Source organism: Bradyrhizobium vignae (genome assembly GCF_900324035.1).
GTDB lineage: Bacteria > Pseudomonadota > Alphaproteobacteria > Rhizobiales > Xanthobacteraceae > Bradyrhizobium > Bradyrhizobium vignae.
Genome location: NZ_LS398110.1, coordinates 5718805 through 5736888 on the forward strand (window position 1 = coordinate 5718805; position 18084 = coordinate 5736888).

The 18084-nt window shown below is 61.6% G+C and carries 17 protein-coding genes and 1 pseudogene; 2 read left to right on the forward strand and 16 right to left on the reverse strand.

All coding sequences use genetic code 11. The annotated features are described in order from the left end of the window. Positions 1 to 9 precede the first annotated feature (9 nt). From BRAD3257_RS27790 to BRAD3257_RS27800, 3 genes are all read right to left on the reverse strand, one after another. Positions 10 to 1248 (reverse strand): NAD(P)/FAD-dependent oxidoreductase, encoded by a 1239-nt coding sequence (locus tag BRAD3257_RS27790; RefSeq protein WP_122404529.1) that lies wholly within the window; start codon positions 1246 to 1248, stop codon positions 10 to 12. After that, complete coding sequence (locus tag BRAD3257_RS27795) at positions 1245 to 1601, reverse strand: Rieske (2Fe-2S) protein (RefSeq protein WP_122404530.1); 357 nt, start codon at positions 1599 to 1601, stop codon at positions 1245 to 1247. Before BRAD3257_RS27795 ends, BRAD3257_RS27790 begins: the two co-directional genes overlap by 4 nt. Positions 1602 to 1672: 71 nt before the next feature. Further along, positions 1673 to 2896 (reverse strand): Rieske 2Fe-2S domain-containing protein, encoded by a 1224-nt coding sequence (locus tag BRAD3257_RS27800; RefSeq protein WP_122404531.1) that lies wholly within the window; start codon positions 2894 to 2896, stop codon positions 1673 to 1675. A gap of 102 nt (positions 2897 to 2998) precedes the next feature. Here BRAD3257_RS27800 and BRAD3257_RS27805 point away from each other — a divergent pair, with 102 nt between their 5' ends. Together BRAD3257_RS27805 and BRAD3257_RS27810 are read left to right on the forward strand one after the other, a co-directional pair. Further along, positions 2999 to 3874: an SDR family NAD(P)-dependent oxidoreductase gene (locus BRAD3257_RS27805; protein WP_122404532.1), complete on the forward strand. Its 876-nt coding sequence runs from the start codon at positions 2999 to 3001 to the stop codon at positions 3872 to 3874. 14 nt (positions 3875 to 3888) lie between these two features. Next, a pseudogene (locus tag BRAD3257_RS27810) lies at positions 3889 to 4400 on the forward strand (cupin domain-containing protein). A gap of 250 nt (positions 4401 to 4650) precedes the next feature. Here the strand turns inward: BRAD3257_RS27810 and BRAD3257_RS27815 are convergent. The 13 genes from BRAD3257_RS27815 to pdxR all read right to left on the reverse strand — a co-directional run bounded on the left by BRAD3257_RS27815 (position 4651) and on the right by pdxR (position 17963). Continuing rightward, on the reverse strand, positions 4651 to 5196 hold the full coding sequence (locus BRAD3257_RS27815; RefSeq protein WP_122404533.1) for a 4-hydroxylaminobenzoate lyase: 546 nt from the start codon (positions 5194 to 5196) through the stop codon (positions 4651 to 4653). Between the two features lie 22 nt (positions 5197 to 5218). Further along, positions 5219 to 5968: a nitroreductase family protein gene (locus BRAD3257_RS27820; protein WP_244607714.1), complete on the reverse strand. Its 750-nt coding sequence runs from the start codon at positions 5966 to 5968 to the stop codon at positions 5219 to 5221. Between the two features lie 31 nt (positions 5969 to 5999). Next, positions 6000 to 6641, reverse strand: a complete 642-nt coding sequence (locus BRAD3257_RS27825; RefSeq protein WP_122404534.1) for an HD domain-containing protein — start codon at positions 6639 to 6641, stop codon at positions 6000 to 6002. Between the two features lie 184 nt (positions 6642 to 6825). Continuing rightward, positions 6826 to 7800, reverse strand: coding sequence for a GlxA family transcriptional regulator (locus tag BRAD3257_RS27830; RefSeq protein WP_122404535.1), 975 nt, complete (start codon positions 7798 to 7800; stop codon positions 6826 to 6828). A 222-nt stretch (positions 7801 to 8022) separates the two neighbouring features. Next, complete coding sequence (locus tag BRAD3257_RS27835) at positions 8023 to 8445, reverse strand: cupin domain-containing protein (protein WP_162500623.1); 423 nt, start codon at positions 8443 to 8445, stop codon at positions 8023 to 8025. Between the two features lie 149 nt (positions 8446 to 8594). Beyond that, positions 8595 to 9863, reverse strand: a complete 1269-nt coding sequence (locus BRAD3257_RS27840; RefSeq protein ID WP_122404536.1) for an MFS transporter — start codon at positions 9861 to 9863, stop codon at positions 8595 to 8597. Beyond that, positions 9856 to 10527 (reverse strand): HD domain-containing protein, encoded by a 672-nt coding sequence (locus BRAD3257_RS27845; protein ID WP_122404537.1) that lies wholly within the window; start codon positions 10525 to 10527, stop codon positions 9856 to 9858. The genes BRAD3257_RS27840 and BRAD3257_RS27845 overlap by 8 nt, the downstream gene beginning before the upstream one ends. A gap of 71 nt (positions 10528 to 10598) precedes the next feature. Further along, entirely contained in the window at positions 10599 to 11585 is a 987-nt protein-coding gene (locus BRAD3257_RS27850; RefSeq protein WP_122404538.1) for an NADP-dependent oxidoreductase, read from the reverse strand. Between the two features lie 114 nt (positions 11586 to 11699). Further along, a complete protein-coding gene (locus BRAD3257_RS27855) occupies positions 11700 to 13178 on the reverse strand; it encodes a metal ABC transporter permease (RefSeq protein ID WP_160118851.1) in 1479 nt (492 codons plus the stop codon). A 31-nt stretch (positions 13179 to 13209) separates the two neighbouring features. Beyond that, positions 13210 to 14097: a metal ABC transporter substrate-binding protein gene (locus BRAD3257_RS27860; protein ID WP_160118852.1), complete on the reverse strand. Its 888-nt coding sequence runs from the start codon at positions 14095 to 14097 to the stop codon at positions 13210 to 13212. A 62-nt stretch (positions 14098 to 14159) separates the two neighbouring features. Then, a complete protein-coding gene (locus BRAD3257_RS27865; protein ID WP_122404541.1) occupies positions 14160 to 15500 on the reverse strand; it encodes an acetamidase/formamidase family protein in 1341 nt (446 codons plus the stop codon). Between the two features lie 155 nt (positions 15501 to 15655). Continuing rightward, positions 15656 to 16183, reverse strand: coding sequence for a cupin domain-containing protein (locus BRAD3257_RS27870; protein ID WP_244608029.1), 528 nt, complete (start codon positions 16181 to 16183; stop codon positions 15656 to 15658). A 268-nt stretch (positions 16184 to 16451) separates the two neighbouring features. Continuing rightward, positions 16452 to 17963: a MocR-like pyridoxine biosynthesis transcription factor PdxR gene (gene pdxR, locus BRAD3257_RS27875; protein WP_197711510.1), complete on the reverse strand. Its 1512-nt coding sequence runs from the start codon at positions 17961 to 17963 to the stop codon at positions 16452 to 16454. Between the last annotated feature and the right edge of the window lie 121 nt (positions 17964 to 18084).

The following is an 18084-nucleotide window of genomic DNA, read 5'->3' on the forward strand; positions in this document are numbered from 1 at the left end:
CGGCACCTGCTACACGACGGCCCCGACACCCGCCTTCAGCAGCGATCTGAGATCGCATGAACTGTCCTCGGCCTGGCTCGGCGCCGGCGAAATGCCCGCTGCTATCAGGCGCCGCGCCACCATCTGATCCCCGGGATTGTTGATGCTGTCGACGCCGACCAGCCTGCCCTGCCGGTAATTGAACACGGAGAACCGGCCAGCTTCGATCGAGCCGCGGATCACAATGCGGTCCCTGCGCGCGCCATGACCGACGATCTGAAGCTTGAGATCGTGCTGATCCGACCAGAACCGCGGCACGCTGTTGTATGGTTCATGGCTTTCCACGATCGCAAGCCCGACGGTGCGTCCCTGGTCCTGCGCGTGCTGAACCGACTCCAGCCTGATCCAGTCCTCAGCAAACTGGTTGAAGTGCGTGGTGCAGTCGCCCGCGGCGTAGATGCTCTCGCGTGCGGTTCGCCCGTTCTGATCCACCACAATGCCATTGGCGCATCCGAGCCCGGCAGCGGCGGCGAGCTCGTGGTTCGGGATGCCGCCGATGCCGACGACGACCAGGTCCGTGCCGAGGCGGACGCCGCCGTCCAGTTCGACCGCCACCACTCGTCCCCCATCGCCGACCATTGCCGAAACAGATGTGCTGAGCTTCACCGCGACGCCGGCCCGGGTATGGATGTCGAGCAGGAAGCACGACACCACTGGAGACACCGCCCGCTCGAGCAGCCGGGAGGCAGGCTCGATCACGGTAACCCGTTTGCCGAGCTTGGCCGCCGACGAAGCCACCTCGAGCCCGATGAAGCCGCCGCCGACGATCACGATCTCGCTCGCCCGGCCGAGCCGCGCCTTGAGATCGGCGGCATCTCCTACCGATCGGAGATAGCAGACGCCGTCGAGTTCGGCCCCGCGGACCGCTATCCGCCGCGCGCGCGAACCGGTAGCGATGACCAGCCTGTCGAAGTCCAGTACGGCGCCGTCGGCCAGCGCGACTCTTGCTGCATGGCGGTCAATCGCGACAACACGGCGACCCAGCAGCAGTTCAATCCGCTTGCTCGCGAAAACAGCCTCATCGCGCAGAATGAGCCTCTCGGCACTGACCTGATCAAGCAAGAACTCCTTCGAAAGCGGCGGCCGTTGATAGGGCAACGACGTCTCGTCGGCGACCACCGTCACCGGTTCGGCATAGCCGGCGTCCCGCGCCGTGAGCGCGGCCTCAATGCCGGCATAGGATGCGCCGATGACGACAAGTCCGCTCACGGCTTAACGTCCACGCCGCCGTCATCAGCGGCTTGCAGGGCGGCGTCGCCGTCGAGTTCGACATAGACCTCACCGTCACGGATCTCGACCTTGAACGCCTTGATGTCCTTGTAGGCGCCGGACTGGCATTTTCCGTCACGGACATCGAACATCGCCCCATGTAGCGGGCATTCGATCACATGGCCTTCGAGAAAACCCGTCGACAGCAGCGCAAATGCGTGCGAACAGACGTCATCCGTTGCGAAGACCTCGTCGCCGACCTTGAAGAGTGCGATGCGCCGGTCGCTCACCCTGAAGCCCAACGGCTCTCCCTCAGACAGTTTCGCGACGGCGCACAGGCGGTGCCAGATCATGGGACGTCTCCTCGATCAGAGCTGGGGAATCGACGCGGACATGCAGTCCGCGCCCTTTACTTTCGATCCGGTCAACGGGGAATCTGCCGCCAATCCTCGGAGGCGGAGGCGAGCCGACCGCCCACCGCGCGGATGTCCTTGTAGGACATGGTCTCGCTTTGCCCACTCTTCGGCGGCTTTCCCGCCATGAAGCCGCGCACCTCGTCGAGCAGCTGGCGACGCACCCTGACGATCGCCTGGTCCGCCGAGCAAAGATATTCCTGCGAACGGTCGACTATCGGGCCCATGCTGACCATGACCACGAAATCCTCGATGACGATCTCATGGAAGCCGGTGCTGTTGCCGGCATCCATGATCTGGCGGTTCTGGCCCCAATTGTTTGATTGATCGCCCGGCAGGCCGCCGGCCATCGGCCACTGGTTGGCACGCTGCACCTTGCGCCAGGAATCTACCGGCTTCTCCGGATTGTAGAAGATGTACCACTGGATCAGGTTCTCATCGTCGATCGGCACCGCGATGATCGCAGTGCGATCCTGCTGAGGTCCGGAGAAGATCGGCGCGATCAAGCCGTAGTACGGCATAACGAACTCGGTGACGCGGGCGAGGCACGATCCGTCGGGCGCGGTGCGCAATGCCGCAGCACGGAAGCCATAGGGCTTCTTCTCGAACTCGTAGGCGACTTCGGTGTTGACCCGCGTTGCGCCGAAGTCGGTCGACGAGGTCGCGGTCCAGCTCTGGTGCAGCAGCGCGACGTGCGAGGAATCGATGGTGGCCTCGACGCCCTGCAGCCAGTTTGCCTTCAGCTCGATTCCGGCGGCGTAGACCTGGTCCGGCGGCAGATCCATCCATTCAAAGTCCGGCGCGGGCGGCGCGTCGCCTTCGCCGAGCCAGACCCAGATCAAGCCGGCGCCCTCGCGCGTCGGATAGGCTTTTGCTTTGACGGTCTTGGCAAACTCCTTCGGATTGTTCGGCTCGTTGGGAACGTCCAGCACCGCGCCATCGGCGCGGATCTTCCAGCCGTGAAACAGGCAGGTGAGCGAGCAGTCATCGATGCGCGCGAGCGCGAGCGAGGCGCCACGATGCGGACAGGCCTCGTCGAGAAATCCGACCGTGCCGTCCTTGCCCCGGAACGCCACGAAGTTGCGGCCAAACAGCTTGACCCGCACCGGCGCCTCGCCCTTGCGCACTCGCACCGAGAGCACTGCCGGCAGCCAGTAATGCTGGCGCAACATCCGTCCCATCGGCGCGTCGCCCGTGACGCGGCACAGCAATTCGTTCTCTTCCCTCGTGACCATCGCGAACCTCCCTGGTTGACGCCTCCGGCGTTCTTGATCTACTATCTTCCTAGGAAGATTGTTGTCAAGTTGTCTTCCAGGAAAGCCATATCGGGGAATCGCATGACCAAGGGACGGCTTGGGGACTGCGTCGCGCTGGTGACAGGAGGAAGCCGGGGGGTCGGCAAGGGTGTTGCCATCGGCCTCGCCGAAGCCGGCGCGACGGTAATCGTCACGGCGCGCACGCGGAATAGCGGCGGATCGGAATGGCCGGGCTCGCTCGACGAGACCATCGCCGCGATCGACACAGCCGGCGGCCGCGGCATCGGCGTCCTGTGCGATCACTCGGACGATGCAGCAGTGCGCGAGGTGTTCGACCTCGTCCGGCGCGACCACGGCCGGCTCGACGTTCTCGTCAACAACGTGTTTGCGGCGCCGAACGCGATGCCGGTCAACGTCCCGTTCTGGCAGGTGCCGGCCTCGCTATGGGACACCATGCATCGCGTCGGCCTGCGCTCGCATTTCGTCGCCAGCCAGTTCGCCGTGCCGCTGATGCTGCCGCAGCGGCGCGGCCTGATCGTCAATACGTCCTCGGGCGGCGGCGTCCGCTACACGTTCAACGTTCCATTCGGCGTGCAGAAATCGGGCGTCGACCGGATGGCGCGCGACATGGCGCATGAGCTGAAGCCGTTCGGCATTGCCGCGGTCTCGATCTGGCCCGGCTACATCAAGAGCGAGAAGCTTGCGGCGCAGCCCGACCGCGTGCCGCCAGCGCTCGCCAAACTGATTGCCGAGCGCGGCGAGACGCCGGTGTTCGCCGGGCGCGCGGTCGCCGCGCTCGCCGCCGATCCCGGCGTGATTGCCAAAAGCGGCCAGATTCTGCTCGCCTCGGAGTTGGCGGCCGAATACGGCTTCACCGATGTCGACGGCAAGGTCCCGCCGCCGCCGAGCCGCGATCCCGCGCCGCTGTCCGTGTTCACGCCAAACGTCAAGACCTGAGGGAGGAGAACCTCATGCGGATCGCAATCGCAGCCCTGGCGCCGTTCGCGGAGCGCGACTGGCGCCCGCTGTTACTGGCCCTTATCAGCGGCTTCGCCTGCGCGGTGGGGATCGCCAAGATCATTGCGCTGACGATGAGCGCAACAACAGCATTCCCGGCGCCCTCTGCGCCGAGATGTCTTCGTCGGGCACGTCGCTCAACAAGGTCGCGGTGATTTCCTCGCACGCGCTTCCGAATTTACCGGGCAAGCGCGTCACGGTGGTGCGCGTCAGCTACGGGCCAGGCGCCTTCACGCCGCCGCACCGCCACGGCGGCTCGGTGACCGCCTGCATCACCAAAGGTCAGGTCCGCTCACAGCTGAGCGGTGGCCCGCTGGAGACGTTCGAGGTAGGGCAATCGTTCTTCGAACCGCCCGGCGCGACGCATCTCGTCTCCGCCAACGCGAGCAACACCGAACCGGCCGAACTGATAGCTGCCTTTGTCGCTGATGAGGGAGCTGAATTGACCACCGTTCTCGAGCCATAGTTCAACGCACCGGCCGGCTTCTGCCGGCCAAGGGGGCCGAAGAACACGTTCTCCCAGTCGCCCTACGGATCGACGTCGAGACTGTGGACGGCAATACCGGACCCGAGCTCCGTGCGGTGACGAGAGTTGCACCGCCTTCCGACGGACAGCTGGGTCGGCATCGGGTCATCGGCTTTGACCGCCTGCGGATACTGGCGCCATGTCCTTTGCTGGCGGAGGAGCCATCGTGTCGAGCCACCTCGGAGTTCCGTTACCGATCAGACGGAGCCTTGAAATCGTATGAAATGCGTCCGGCCGGCAGATAGAACAGCGCGATCACCGCGCCGCCCCTGACCTCGGGATAGTGCCTGCTGCCCGGATCGGGCGCCGTCCAGCCCGGTCCCTGCCAGCCCTGCAATCCCTTCAACTCCGCGCCCTTGTCCAGGGGCACGACGAGGTTGAGCTCGCCATAGGGATGGCCATGGTACTGTCCACGCAACACGTCGTGATCGTCCTCGTCCTTGAAGCGGCGTGGATCGGCGCTGTTCATGTACACGGCGGTGATGCTGAACTGGAACGTTTCGGGAGTCGGCTCCAGGATGCGGCTGCGCCGGTAGTTCGGACCGTCCACCTCCTGGTTCGCCGCCCATCCCTCCTCGACCCCGATTTTGACCAGGCGCGCCAGATCCTGGTAGAGCGCGCTGTTTTCGCCATATGTCTCGTTGAGCCAACGTTCCATCTCGGCGCCAGGCGTCATGTCCTTGACTTCCCGGAGAAACGGAATGCTGCGCTGAATCAGTTCTTCCCGGCTTCCCATTGCGATCTCTCCTCTTCGACTACTACGTTTCGAACCCTACGAACGTAGCGAACTCATCAATGTCCGCCCGCGGCATCAATCTACCCGGCCGCTCAACCTTGGCCTTGCCGACGGCGATACCGCACACCACCATCTGCTCCGCCGGAATTGACAGCAGCGGGCGCAAAATTCGATGGTACTTTGCGAACGTTTCCTGCGGGCACGATTGAAGTCCGCGTCCCGCCGCCGCGAGCATCACGTTCTGCACGAACATTCCGAGGTCGAGCCAGCTTCCGACTTCCAGGCGACGGTCGATGGTCACGATCAATCCCACCGGCGCGCCGAAGAATGTGTAGTTCTTCGCGGTTTGTCTGCTCCTCGCCTCGAGATCGATTTGAGCAATTCCGAGCGATCCGTAGAACAACCGACCAAATTCTTGCCGGCGTTTGAGGTACGGGTCCGGTAAATCGCTGGCGTAGTATTTGTATTCCGAGACGTGCTCGTCACGCGAGTTTTCGTGCGCGTCCAACAGCGCGGTCGAGACTCTGTCCTTGGCCGCGCCAGCCAGCACGTAGACGCGCCAAGGCTGGATGTTCGCACCGCTGGGGGCGAACCGCGCAATACGGAGAATCTGCTCAATTGTGCGTCGCGGGACTGGAGTGCTGCAAAACTCGCGGCACGCAAACCGCCCGGCCAAGATCTGATCGATCGGGGTCTGCACAACGACATCTCCCTCACGCGTGCCGATGGCGGCTCGTTCAGGACCGGACATCATCGCATGGCTGGTATCCATCTCGGCCTCCTCGGCTCGGAGCAACGAGCGCTCAGTGCGGCCAGGCTGAGCCAAGGATGATCGAGCAGAAGTTCTGACGGACATAGTTCATGTCCTTCAGCGCCAGGACGTCGGCCTTCACATTTCCGAACGTCGTCAGCGGCTTCTTGATGATACCGCTGGCGAAGTGATCGATGATGTTCTCCTTGAAGTTTGTCTCGCGCGGATGATGGACGCAGACATGGTCGCGCTGTTCATGCGTGAAGTCGTGATAGGCGATGCCGAGCACGTCCATCTCCACACCGGCGGTCACCAGCGCGATGGTCGGGCGCATATGCTCGGGGATCCCCGGCGTGGTGTGGAGCGCGATGGCAGTCCAGACGTCCTCGATGTCACGCTCGGGCACGCCGTAGCTTTTCATGAATTTGCGGGCGGCATTGGCGCCGTCGACCTCGAAGCGCAGATCAGGGCTCGAATATTTCTCGGTGAGGCCCATGTCGTGGAACATGGCGCCGAGGTAAAGCAGCTCCGGATCGTATTTCAGCCCGCGGCGCTCGCCCGTGAGCGCGCCCCACAGGAAGACACGGCGACTATGGTTGTAGAGCAGGTCGTCTTCGGTCTCGCGCACAAGCTGCGTGGCGGCGCGCGCAATGGCGCTGTCAGGCACGCGGATGCCGGCGATGATCTCGGACATCGAGCAATCTCCTCGGTTGGATAACGGACTGGTTGCTTATCGGGATTAGGCAACAGAGCCCTGCTCCGGACAACAAGCGGGATGCTACGGATCAGGACAGCCGTACGTCGTTTCCTGACAAAAGGCCGCTCGGAGCCTTCAGAGCAGTAGGAACCCGCAGTCTCGTGCTCGGGTAGCTCGCGAACTATTCCGGTTCTGCTCGCCGGAAGCTGGCGCGATATTGGACAGGGGTCACGCCGAGACGAGTGCTGAAGACGATCCTCATCCGGTCCGCCGATCCGAAGCCGCAGTCGAAGGCGATAGCCTTCAGCGGTCGGTCGCTCGCTTCCAGCATCATGCGCGCGGCATCAACGCGGGCGCGCTCGATGAATTCGTGCGGCGTGGTTCCGGTCACCTGCCCGAAATGCCGGGCCAGATTCCGGGGGCTCATTCCGACGACAGCGGCAAGCGACTCCAACGTGTGGCGATCCCCAATATTGGCCATGACGTGGTCCTGGATGCGTGCGATCGGCGATTCAGGATCGGCAGGTGCTGTGAGATACGGACTGAACTGCGACTGTCCGCCCTGCCGCTGCGCAACCACGACCAACCGCTTGGCGACCTTGAGCGCCGTTTCGGCACCGTGCCGCTGCCCGACGAGCGCCAGGCCCAGATCTATCCCCGCCGTCACACCGGCCGCGGTGATCAGCCGTCCATCGCGCACATAAATCAGATCCGGTTCGACTTTTGCCTTCGGGAATCTCGCCGCCAGCGCCTGTGCATCCTGCCAATGGGTCGTGACTCGCCGATCATCGAGGAGGCCGGCATAGCCGAGGACAAAAGCCCCTGTGCAGATCGATCCATAGACGCTCGAGCGCCACGGCAGCTCCTTGACCCACTGAAGCAGGCACGGTTCGGGCTCCGCTTCCGGTGGCGTCGGAGTGCCGGCCACCAGAACGATGTCGAAGCCGCCCGCCGCCTCCTCGAAGGTCATGTCGGCGACCATGCGTATGCCGTTCGACGCGCGCAGCGGATCACGGTGAGCAGCAACCAATACAGTTTCGTAGCGATCCGCGCTGCCAAGAAACGTGTTCGCCTCGCTGAACACATCCATCGGCCCCGCCACGTCCAGGGCCTGGACCCCATCACAGACGACGATCGCGACAGCTTGTACCGGCACCTGCTACTGCCTCTCCACCCTGGAGCCTTATTATGCAGGTAGTCCGGACCCTGTAAAAGGCCTGGCGCGATCCGGGAGGCAACAGAACGAACATCCGCGCATCCGGGATCACCAGGGGCTATAGACTTCTAGCGGTTGGTTTCGCTGGCGTAGCCGCCAACCAAGCGGTCCTTGCAGCTCCCCAAAAGGACCGTCGGGGCCAGTGGCGAGCTCCTCGCGCCATTATTGTGATCCAGGCGCCTTGTCCGGCGTCGTCAAGGGCTCGTCCTTGGAATCCACAACGAAGACCGCCAGTAAGCTGGCGGGCTCCTTGTCACTCGCGTTCTCACTGACCCTGTGATGCGAACCGGGCATTTCGTAAAAGCTTTCGCCGGTGTGATAGATCTTCGCGGGTTCGTCGCCGACTTGACTACGGATTGCCCCGGATAGCACGTAGGCGTAGATAAAAGCTGACGCTGCGTGGTGATGAGCCAGTGATTTGGCTCCGGGAGGATAAGTCACCGTCACCGCAACCAGCCTCTTTCCTTCGACATTCGGCAGTGCGTGCGCGAAGGCGACTTTCACCTGCTCCCGGTCCTGCGCGATCGCCTCGGAGGCTCCCAGGACGATCGCTGCTGCTATCAGCGGGACGGCGGCCGTTCGCAGTGCTCCTCTCGCTGCTTTTGCCGACTTACGTCGAGGGTTTGATACAGCACCAATCCGATAGGCAAATCCACTGATCGACATCATCGCATCTCCTCTTCTAACGAGTTCACGCAACTGCCTGAAACCAGGACTCAGGGCCGAACCGATGGTCATGGTGAAGCTTCCGATGAGAAGCCATCGCCGCCGCCATTACCTTCGGCTGATGTGTTGCTGCCGCTGAGCAGCACCGACAACAGAGCTGCCACAGCGAATCCCGCAGCTACCCAGCCGAGCCGCTCCACCGCGCCATTGGCAATGACCACAGCGCCCGCCGCGGCACCCATCGCGCTGCCGAGGTAGATGGCCGAGGAATTCATCGAGAGACTGATCGGCGCCAGTGCCGGAGCCAACGCCACCAGCCGCGCTTGTTGCGCCGTTATCAGCCCCCAACTGGCAAATCCCCAAATCAGGATGGCCGGCAGCAGGACGAGCATTGCCCGCGCCGGCTCGAGAGCCGCGCTGAGCGAGAAGGCAAGATAGGCCAGCAGGGCAAGCCCACCACCAACGATCACGATACTTCGTGCGCCGCAACGGTCCGCCGCGCTGCCGCTGAGCTGGGTGCCGACTGCACTGGCCAGGCCAAAGCCCAGCAGGATCGGCGCCAGTGCCTGCGGACCAAGGCCGCCGACGCCGGCTATGAACACACTGAGATAAGTGTAGACGGTAAAAGTGCCGGCCACGGTCAGCACGCTGGTCACCAGCACGCCCAGGATATCGCGGCGCTTGGCCAGCGCCAGACGCTCACCAAGGCCAGCCGTGACACCGGGCCGTTGGCGCGGCAGCCGGATGAGAATCCCTAACAGCGAGAACACCGCCAGCCCCGCCACGCCGAAGAAGGTGGCGCGCCAGCCGAAGCCCTGCCCCACCAGTACGCCCAATGGCACGCCAGCGATGATCGCCAAGGTCAACCCGGTGGTGACCGTGGACAGGGCACGGCCACGCCGCTCCGGACCGCCCAGCGCGGCGGCATATCCGCTGGCTGCCGGCATGAAGCTTGCTGCGGACAGGGCCAACAGCAGCCGCGCGGCCAACAGCCCGGCATAGCTCGGCGCCAGCGCGGCGAGCAGGTTGCCCAGGGCGAAGCCGCCCATGGCGACGACCAGCAGCCGACGTCGCTCCAGCCCGGCCGTCAACACGGCCATGACCGGCGCGCCGATGGCATAAGCGAGGGAGAAGGCGGTGACCAGATGACCGGCGGCTGGCAGACCGACGTTCAGGTCTCGCGCCAGCGCCGGGAGCAGCCCGGCGATCATGAACCCCTCGGTGCCGATGGCAAAAGCGCCGAGGGTTAGCCAGATGAGAGAGGCCAGCGAGTCGGCGCTGGTAGCTTGCGCGCGACCGGGATTGAGTTCCTGGAGCACAGGATAGGTCCTAGTCATGATGGTGAGCCTTGTGCTGGGAATCCGGGAAGGGCGACGCAGCGATCAGGTCGCAGGCGTTGGGGCTCTTGAACCCCGGGATGAAACGTTCGCAGACGGCGGCGTTGACGGTGCCATACGTCGTCGCCGGCTTGTGCGCAAAACCGGCGAAATACTCCTGAATGAAGCCTTCTTTGAAGTTCGTGCGCGGGTACTTGGCGACAATTTCCTCGCGCAGCTCCGCGGGAAATTGGTCGAACCCCACCCCGATGACATCGAGAAGCACGCCGGAATTGAGGAGCGCGACCTCGGGACCCATGTGCTTCGGGATGCCGGGGGTGGTGTGCAGCGCGATTGCTTCCCAGACGGTCTGGACCTGATCTTCAGCGATGTTGTGGGTGCTAAGAAACTGCCGTGCGGCATTTGCGCCATCGACCTCGAAGCGCTCGTCTGGGCTCGAGAATTTCTTGATCAGGCCGAGATCGTGAAATGCCGCGGCGACATAAAGGAGCTCACGGTCGAAGCGCAGATTCCTCTGACGACCCTGTTCAGCAGCGAACAGGTAGACGCGGATCGAGTGATTAAACAGCAGATCGGTGGAATGTTCCCGCAGGATCTCTGTCGCCTCTTTCGCGAGTAAGGAATCGGGAATGACGAGAGCCTGGGCGAGATTTCGGGTTGTCATCGTTGTGTCCTTTCAACAGTTAGTGGCTTGGCTGCGCGTTGCGCGCGAGCGCAACGACGAAATGATCCTGATCACCTTGCTCCGACGTCGAGCACGATCTTTCCTTTCGGCTGAGGCCGCACGCGCTCCAGCATCAAATGCGCCTCGCGCGCATCGGCGAGGGGTAAGACCGCCCCCACCTTTGTCCGTAGTTTTCCACCATCGACCAGGCGAGCGATCTCCCTGAGATACTGGTCCGTGACGTTGACCAGAAAGAAGCTGGCATCGACACCATAGCGCGTAGCTAGATCCTGATCCGGACGGGACACTGCGGAGACCAGCTTGCCACCGCGACGAAGGACCTGAAACGAGCGGGTTTGGGTTTCGCCGCCGACCAGATCAATAACGGCGTCCGCATCGCGTACTACCTCTTCAAAGCGCTGAGTCCGATAATCAATGACGGTGTTTGCGCCGAGGTTGCGCGCGGCGGAAATGTCCCCCGTCGATACGGTTGCGATGGTTTGCACCCCTGCCTGACGAGCCAGTTGAACCGCATAGGATCCTACGTTACCGGCCGCGCCGTGAATGACCACCGTTTGACCTGCCTTGAGATGGGCATGATCAAACAACGCCTGCCATGCCGTCACGGCAACAACAGGAACGGACGCAGCTTCAACGTGGGTTAGCGAGGTTGGCTTGTTCGAGACCATGCCCGCGGAGGCTAGAGCGTACTCGGCGTAGGCCCCGACAAACTGCGGATTCGTAACACCATACACCTGATCTCCCACACGTAGTTCGGTGACTCCGGGCCCCATCGCGACGATTTCGCCGGACAGATCCGAGCCCAGTGTGAGGGGGAGCGGTTGCGGCAAAGCGCTCTTGCCGGACCTGATCCACCCATCCCATGGGCCAACTCCAGCGGCCGCAACCTTGACCAGGACCTCGCCGGGACCTGGCTCGGGTCGTGGCACGCGCTCGAACTTCATGGTCTCCGGTGACCCAAACTCGTGCACGCGCCAGGCCATCATTGTTGAATGAGTTCGCTCTTCACCAACTTGAACGATGCTACTGGGGGTCATCTCATGCTCCTTGCGCTCAGTTCGTCATGCTTGCCGTCGACCGTTCGGGGCGATTGATGGGACGGGCTCATCCGTATGTCGCAAGGAGTCGTGCCCGGGACAACGAGCAGGATCCTACGGATCAGGACAGCCGTACGTCGTTTTCTGACAACGACCCGTCAGAGCCTTAGGGCCGGCAGACACAGTGCCGCCGTTGATGCTGCGACGGATCATAGCGTCTCCTGCCGACTCGGTCTTCTCTCCACCTAGACGCCGAACAAAATCAGCAACGTGCAGGAAAGCTCGCAGGAACGTCAGGCACGCGGTCCGCGAACGAGCAGGATCGGCACGCCATTTGTCGGGCAGCAGGGTCAGGAGTCCGAGGAGGCTAGTTATCAGCAAAGGTAGCCCGACGTACCAGCGCTCGCGCTCGCGAGCACGGCCGGACAGCGACTTGACCACAAAATCATCGCCACGCGCCATCTCGTTGAAGGTCTGCTGGAAGGAGCCGATGCGGCGCACCTCCGTATCGGAAAGGCCGCCCCCCTGCCATCGGGACTGCTGTTCCAACGCGGTCAGCTGACTTTCCTGCGAGCGCCGGTAGCCCGCGTCTTTTAGCGCATCAGCGTAGACCACTCGATCCTGCACCGCCAGGAATGTCGCTGGACCGATGCCGGTAGCGGACTGTAGCAGATCAAACATCGGCTGATCAGCACGCGGCATGATCATGAGCCAAATAGCGGATAGCAACACAGTCATGAAAATCATTGCAGAAGCCGCGCGAAGGAAAATGCGAATGCAGATCCGTCGGCCGCCTGCGGGGGCGAATATCAGTCCACGCAGCACGGCCCCGATCACGAGCATCAGCGTGAAAGCGAGGGCCATTGCAGCGCCCGTCGGCAGTTCGAATTCGAATGACGCGGCCAGACCGACGGCGCTGGCCGCGACGCCTCCAAGCCAACCGATGCCAAGCGCGTAGGTGATGCGGCGCGTGAACAACGACCCAATGATTGCCGGGATAATCAAGAAGCAGAAGACTAGAAGCACTCCTGCAGTCGCTACCGAGCTCGTGACGACCACGCTGAAGGACGAATAGAAGACAAAATCCCAGAGCAGCGAGCGACGCGTCTTGCTATGTACTGCCTCACTAACTGCCAAGAGCGGGCGCCGGGCCAGCCAATGAATGGCCCCGATGAACGCATAGAGAACCGCAAACTTAGGCAGGTCGCTTGCAGAGACGGCGAGGATGCTACCGACGAGTATTTGTTTCACATGTTCCGCTCCCTGCGGCGAGCGGTCGACGACAACGATAGTCGTTGCGGTAGCCACAACGTAGATGATGCCGATATAAGCTTCCGGTTGAACCTCTTTTGGCATGACCCGGGAAGCCGTCAACAGTGCGGCGCCGATGGCGGCGAACAGAAAGGTGTAGGCGATTCCCGCGGCGCTCGTCGGAGCGTGCCCAGCCGCATATGCGACGGTAGCTCCAAGCGCTGACATCTGCGCCAGAGCAAGATCGGCGAACACGATGCCACGCCTCAAAACGTGCAGGCCGAAGTTGGTATGTATGGCTACGAATAGTGCGCTGGCTGCGAAAGGCGCCGCGAGTAGCATGATAATATCATGAGACATCGCCGCGGCCGGATCAGTGGCTGCCCGTCGCAAGCGTGCGTGCGAGAGCACCAACATTGAAGTCCATGAGACTCAGGTAGTCTCTTGCCTCCGGAACGCTGCCTACTGTTGGCGCGAGCACGACAAGAGGTGCGCCGGTGCGTGCCGACAACATTTCGGAGAAGTTCTTCGGCTCATATGCCTCTTGCAGGATGGCGCGCACGCCGTTTTGCCCCATTTCTGCAATTAACGAGGAGAGATGCGCGACGCTCGGCGCGACTCCTTCCTTCGTCTCAATGAAGCCGACAAGGTTCAAATGAAAGCGGCGCGCGAAATACGGCCAGCTGTTATGATAGGCGACCAGGGACGCGCCGCGGTAGGGCGCCAGCCGCTGCATCCAGGCCACAATGCGCTCGTGCAGTGTCGCGAGAAATCGATTCCGGTTGGCCACGATGGTGTCACGAGCGGCGGGCATGAGCCGAATGATCCTCTCCGCTATGGTCGCCGTCACGGTCTCCGCATTGGCCGGATCAAGCCAGTAGTGCGGATTGCCTAGACCGTGCGCATGACCATCCTCAGTGACGGGGGTTCGGCCTCTCGCTTCCAGCAGCGGGACCCCGATCGACGCATCCACCAAGCGCCCGCCCCCCGCTTGGAATTCCGGGCGATGCAGTTGAATTATCAACTTGTCAATCCAGAGATCATAGCCCAAGCCGACCCGAACAATGAGATCGGCATCGCTTAGCGTCGAGAGATCGCTCACCCGAGGTTCGAATGGCTCCGGATCGGTCCCCGGCGGCACAATGGTCTTGACCTCAATGACGTCACCACCGACTGCGGAAGCGAGGCTTGCAACATCGCTTGTCGTAGCCACCACGACTATCCGCGTGGAGGCAAAAGCTGCATGCATCGATGCGGTCATAACGCAGAGCGCCACAATTGCGATTAGTCGTGCTCGGCTCGCCATAACCATGAGCGGGCTCGCTAGTGCTTCGCCCACAGGCTTTTTGGCATCAGACAGTGCACTTCGCGGTCGGAACCTTCAGGAGAACCAAGCCGACAGTCCATGGCTATGCTCGCGAGCGAATAGGCGTCAAGTGGTGTTAGATGCTTCTCGGTTGCCAGCTTGTCGACCATGGCCATTGAAGACGTATCCATCGCCTTGTTCAAATCAGTATCTTTGGCATACGTGACAAGGTAGTCCGGGTTGTCGTCGCGGGGCAGCTGTGGCGCCGGTACGTTCGTCGCCTTGGGAATCATGCAGTATGTCCCTTTGAGAACATTGATAACTTCGGAAATGCGACAGTCCCAATTTGCTAACATGAGCTTTCGCGCAACCTCGGACGACACTTTGCTCTGTTCAGCGATAAGTTCGGTCGTTTGCTCCTGCAGCAAATTAAACGCGACGTTGAGATCCCGGTCGTATCCGATAGCGATCCAATGCGTGGGTGTCTCAATGCGAGGCCAAGTCAGCTTGATGTCTTTGAGCACCGAAATCGTGAGATCGAGCTCCTTGAACGCGGTCTCGATGGCTGTCAGATTGATCTCGCCGTTACCCTGCCCCGCGTGAGAATCCCCCGACCAAAGCAACGCTCCATCTACGAATACCGGGAGGTAGAGCGTCGTACCTGAGACCATCTCGTTGATATCGAGATTCCCACCAAAGGGGCCCGGAGGCACAGTGCTGTAGGGGCCAGGTGCCGCGCGAGCAACGGCGATGATGCCAGGAAATGGTCGCAACGGAACGAAGATGCCGGGCGCGAATTCCAGCTGCTGCTTGGCAATATCCAAATAAAAATATTTTACCTGACCTTGAGAGAACCGGCTGGGAAACGCGCCTCCAAAGCCAGGATAATTGAAATTCAAGGCGTATGACGTCGGCACTATTCGACCGATATGGACCTTCAGGGTATCGCCGGGTTTGGCGCCTTCGACATAAATCGGCCCGGTAATTGAGTGAGGGCCTCGACCCGGCGATTCCGCCTGTTCCGATTTCGCGCGCTGCGTCATTTGCTCGATCGAGAGGTCCAGCATGACTTGCTGATGCCCGTGGATCAACGTCTCCATTGCTACCGTATCGCCCGATCGGATGCGGAGCACTGGACGCTGGGCGTTGTCATACCATCCGAACTGAGTCGTATCAGCTGTCCCGGGAAGCCTTATCGCTGCACCGCCGGTTGAACGCGGCGCGGACGCTGTAGCATCGCCGGCCGGCGTGATCGACCCGGCGCTCTGCGCGGCAGCACCAGACGACGCGAGTCCTACAACGATCAGCATTGGTGCCGCGTGCGCCACCAGCCTGGCCGCAAGAGTGCCATAAGTCATCCCTTTCCCCCTATATAGCTGTGCTTATCTTTCTGAGTTCTCGGCCGTTGGCGATACGTCGCACCGCCAAGAATAACGAACGCGCTCCTTCCAAAAGCTGCTGGAACCTCTGGTCCTGCGGTCGAAAGCAATTCGAAAGACCTGATCCGCACTTGCTATTTGTCGAATGTTGTTAGCTCGGCGCCGTCATTCGCCACGAAAACAACCAACATGCTCGCTGGCTCGGTCTTGCTTGCGTTCTCGCTAATCACGTGGTGTTCGCCTGGAGGCTCGAACACGCTTTCGCCGGCGTGATAGATCTTCGCGTCTTCCCCTTCGACTTGCGACCGGATTTCACCGGAGAGTACGTAGGCGAAGACATCCGCGTCATGGTGATGCGCCTTGGAAGCGCCGCCGGGAGGGTAATTGACAACGACGGCGGTCAGAACCTTGTTTTTGATGTCTGGCAGCTTTTCGGTGCGCACCTGCGTGACCGAGCGCCCCCGAGCTGGCGTGTTCGCGTTTTGCGACAACGCGGCGGTTGCCGCGAGAACGATTACCGTCGTAAGACCGGCAAGGTGAATCTTCTTATGAAGAGAAAATGATAACATCGTCGGCTTTCTCTCAAACTGGGTGTAGGGCCGAGCGACCGCACGCCAGGCGCAGATCGTTGCGGCTTGACCGGTAGGTTCGCTTCTCAGCACGATGCGCAAAGCACGCTGAACGCATTTTGCGAGAACCTCATGGACGTCTGAGGTTTAGTACTGCCTGCAACGCAGGCCATGGCCAAGAATGACCAAAAGAACCAGACCAAGTGCTCACTGGCTCGCTTGGTACACGACGGCGCAGACTGACAATCGTTCAGTCCACGCAACAACATTTCCAAAATAGCAATGGGCGCCGCGACAGCAGGTCCAATCTATTTGCAACACCAGCGAACTATGATCGCGTCGGCGGTTGGGCCTGGCCAACTTATGTCGGATAAGGAGACGCAATCGGCGTTGCTATGCGATTGGAGGGGGACGCGTGGCCGTGAGGCGGCCTCCGCACGTTCGACGTGAAAAGGGCGCGTTTCAATCGTTGGGTCGCTTCTTGGGCTATGTCGGCGGGGACATTTGTGAACCCCAACAGCAAGCCCGGACCAGTCCTGGTGCGTAAACCCATTGGGGATAGCGCGTTTATCGCCAATCCCAGCGCTCGGGCCCGATTGGCTAAAGCAACGTCATCAGTATCTGCAGGCAGATGCAACACCAGGTGAGTGCTTCCCGTTTCCGCTACGTGAATCGAATCGCCTAGGACGTTTTTCAACGCTTCGACGAGGGTAAGCTTCCGCTCGCTATACAATCTTCGCATCCGCGCCAGATGGCGGCCCAGATGGCCCTGAGTGATGAAATCCGAGACGACCATCTGATCAAGTAGCGACTGCTGCGTAGGCCACAGTGCTGATGCACTCTCGAACTCGCCGATCAGCGAAATCGGCGCGACCAGGTAGCCCAACCGCAGTCCGGGAAATAGAAGGTTGCTAAACGAACCGACATGCAGCGCCCGCTCGGCTCGATCGTGATGCTTGAGCACGGGCAGCGAGCGATCCGATTGACTGAAGTCGCCGTCATAGTCGTCGTTGACAATCCAAGCCTTCGCTGCGGTGGCCCAAGAGACCAACTGTGACCATCGATCGGCCGACAGTGCGATTCCTAGCGGAAACTGGGCTGCCGGCGTGACAAGAGCGAGGCGAGCTGCCGGAGCAAGTGCGATCCCGGCCGAAACGTCAATCCCATCGCCGTCAACAGGAACCGGAACGAGATCGACGCCGGCTAGTTCTAATGCATGACGCGCCGGCGGAAATCCCGGGTCTTCGACCCACATCTTATCGCCGGCCGCAAGCAAAGTCCGCCCGATCAATGTCAAGGCGCCCAGGAATCCCGCGGTGATAAACACCTGGGTTTCGCTGCATGAGATGCCGCGAGAGATCGTCAAGCGATTCGCTATTGCCTGCCGCAAGGGCGGATAGCCGCTTGCACCCTGGTAGACCATCTTGGAAAACGAGAGAGATCGCGCATGACTCGCCGCCAGTCGTGACCACAGCTTGCGTGGAAATGCATCGAGTGCCGGCAGGCCCATCTGGAAAAGGCGCGGGGCTTGAGCAGCTTCCGAGGCTAACCCGGGCAGCAACGGGCGCGGCAACCGAGGCGACTGCCGTGGAGTTTGGCCGAGAGGACAGGATCCAACCCGCGTGCCTGCGGCGCCTCGGCGGATCACGAGCCCTTCGCTGGCCAGGATCCCGTAGGCAAGTTCGACGGTGGCGCGAGAAATGAAGAGCTGAGACGCCAAGCTACGTGAGGATGGGAGTTGCGTTCCCGGTGGCAGAGACCCCGACGCAATAGCTTGTTTAATCCGGTCACAGAGTTGTTTGTGAAGGGGCCTATTTTTTTGAGGATCTACCCGAAGGCTTGCGAACCTCGGCTCCAGCATGCGACTGCCCATGGACTGCTCGCTTTGAGTTGCTTTTGGGCCGTGTAAACACGGAAATAGCCCGATATATGCATCATAATGCAAGATTATCAGGTGACATGCAATATTATGCAATAGCCCCTCATGGCCGGCG